The 2673-nt window shown below is 54.9% G+C and carries 3 protein-coding genes; 1 reads left to right on the forward strand and 2 read right to left on the reverse strand.

Features of this window, described 5'->3' with window-relative positions; genetic code table 11:
• The first annotated feature begins 727 nt into the window (after positions 1-727).
• Entirely contained in the window at positions 728-1288 is a 561-nt protein-coding gene (locus H3U89_RS08310; protein ID WP_015022034.1) for a hypothetical protein, read from the forward strand.
• Between the two features lie 135 nt (positions 1289-1423).
• On the opposite strand, the gene H3U89_RS08315 is transcribed toward H3U89_RS08310, so the two are convergent.
• Together H3U89_RS08315 and H3U89_RS08320 are read right to left on the reverse strand one after the other, a co-directional pair.
• Positions 1424-1870, reverse strand: coding sequence for a hypothetical protein (locus H3U89_RS08315; protein ID WP_015022033.1), 447 nt, complete (start codon positions 1868-1870; stop codon positions 1424-1426).
• Between the two features lie 22 nt (positions 1871-1892).
• A complete protein-coding gene (locus H3U89_RS08320) occupies positions 1893-2402 on the reverse strand; it encodes a hypothetical protein (RefSeq protein WP_197071201.1) in 510 nt (169 codons plus the stop codon).
• Positions 2403-2673 lie beyond the last annotated feature (271 nt).

The raw sequence follows: 2673 nt of genomic DNA on the forward strand, positions 1-2673 counted from the left end.
ATTCAGATACCCCAACACCACACTCTGACCAACACACAACCAAACCCACACACAGAACCTAAAACAACGCGTTTAGTTCCTATAGCCCCTGATGCCGGAGAGACCGTTCTGTATCAGCATAGAGGCTAGATTGGCTGAGCTCTGATAAGGATGCGAAGGGTAAGGAATACGAGCGGTGTCCATCTCAGTTACACCCCTTTAGATAAAAAAGTGCCGCCCTAGTGTGCATATCATATAAATATGATAGAGGCAGTGGCGGCTTCTAACAAGCTTTAATATACTCGGGATATCAGTTAGAAAGCTTCATCAAGATAAAGCTTCACAATATAAACACATTTCTTATCGGATGGTCTTTCTTCTATCATGAGCTACTGCAGATCACCCTTCAATCGGCAAACATAAAACTGGTCGGCTCGGCCGGGGTTGTGGTCATCGGCGGCTGCGCCTTGATGTCTGGCCGCCGCTGTCGCACGCCTGCGGCGTGCTGCTGAAGGGGTTGGGAATGTGGTGTTTGTGCCGCCCCCTTCCATTCTGGCCCGGGCCGCTGCGACTCAAGCCCCGAGCGTCTCCGCCCACACCCCGCTCCGGCCGAGGGGGCCGAACAGCATGCCCCCTCGGCCTCCGGGGGAGTGTTCGGATCCACGCGGGGGCTTGACTCTCCGCTATACCCGGGCCGCCATTCCAGGCGTCGGCACAAACAGTCCCGGCACCAAGGAAAGGAACACCCATGAACACCACAACCAGCCTCCAGGACGACGTCAAGCAACTGAGCCAGGACCCCCAACTCATGCTCACCGCAGGCCGACAGGCCCTCGACAGCATCATGCGCATACTCGACGGCACCCACCAGCCCGAAGCCATAGGACACGACCGGCTCACCCGCATGGCCGCGCTGATAGAAACCTCACTGCCGCACCGCGACGCGCTCCTGGTCGCCGCCATCAACCCCGACACCACCCGAGACGACCTGACCACCATCACCGAACAACCCCACGACCCCGCCGCCGTCAAACTCATCTTCACCAGCCTCACCACCTGCTTCGAAGGCCGGACCCCCGTCAACCAGGAACGCGCCGACAGAGCCTACAACCTCTTCGACCAGCTCACCGCCGCCGTCGGCCCCACCCCACACCTCAGCGCCTCCAGAGCCTACCTGGCCTGGGCCGCCCGCGACCCCGACCAAGCCAGCTCATACATGGTCCAAGCCCTCACCCTCGACCGAACCAACAACCTCGCAGCGCTCATCGCCCTGGCCCTCAGTAAGAACATCAACCCCACCGACGACTAACACCACACACAACCAAACCGAAGAGGTCTCCTCCCAAACCAAGGAGGAGACCTCTCCGCGTCCGATGCGTTTCTCCCGCCCCATAAAAGGGGCACTCGAATCCGCTTCATTCCCTAGGAATGATCGTTGTTTAGATTAATCATGCTTGTCTGCAGCATCAACGGCATGAATGACGAGTAGGGAGATGAGAATGGTGAGAACCTCAGTTATCAAAGATGAGAGCGCCATGGCTTCCCACCTGCTGAAGGCCAAGGCCATCAACCCCATGAGAAACACAAAACTCACAACTTCGCTAACAAGCTTCTTCAAGACCTTGTGACTGCTCATGCTAAACAACACATCCACCAACGCATCAGTTATGTAGGTACCAAAGAACCACAACAGAAAGATAACGATGGTACCCAAAACCCCACGCCACCCATGCACCCAGGAACGAACGCCACCGAAAGGGAGCAAGCGATAAGTGACACCAATGCCGACCGCAAAAGGAAAGACAAAACCCAACAACACAGTTCCGAAAAAACCAACACCGGTAATCGCATCCGAAACCGTTACATGGTCTGATCGTCCACGGTCACTCATCGCTCACCCCTCTCTCCATGAATCAGAGGAACAAATCAACCCATGTCGCCGTGTATTCAGCAATATCGTAAGGGATGCCCAGCTGCATCAAACCTGAGACGATAGCGGCATGAGTCCAGACGCCGGTGGCTTCCAGGAAGTCTGCAATCCGACCGGCCCACGGAGCAATCTTGGCAGGAAGCTTGGAACCTCCCCAGCGCAGAAGCTTAATGACAGCTTTCTTGGCGATCGTCGTAGCCCAATTCCTCGATTGGAAGCCATTACCGGCAGTGCCATCATGCATCGAGAATGCATACTCGGTCAGGATGCCAGCACCTTCATAATCACCGTTTTCCCATGCGGTATCCGCTATCTCCAGCACATCCCTCGGAGTCAGCGAATCGGTGACTTGACTCACGATAGATGTCGAAGCGGTATCCACAGGCTCTGCAGCCATCGCCTGACTGGGAACCATGGCGACTCCCATAGACAGCGCAAGTGGAACAGCAACGCTGGCGAGCAACCTACTTTTGATAGTGTTCAGAGCTTTCATCATAAGCCCCTTTCCGTTTGTTGAGTCAATTCATCCTTGATAACCAATAACGAAGTCAGCGGTGTCAGCCATGGCACCTCTGACAACCCAGCTAAAACTGGAATACTGCACTGATAGATAGGCCTAACTATCATTCTTGAGTTATTACATCAACGGTGACAGTAGCACCACCGTTACACCATCATAGGGCTATAGGAACTAAACGCGTTGTTTATGTTGGGGGTTTGGCCTTGTGGCTGTAAGCGTGTTGGGTGGTTGTTAATAGGTCGGG

Source organism: Bifidobacterium sp. W8104 (assembly GCF_016100735.1).
In the GTDB taxonomy this organism is placed as follows: Bacteria; Actinomycetota; Actinomycetes; order Actinomycetales; family Bifidobacteriaceae; genus Bombiscardovia; species Bombiscardovia choladohabitans.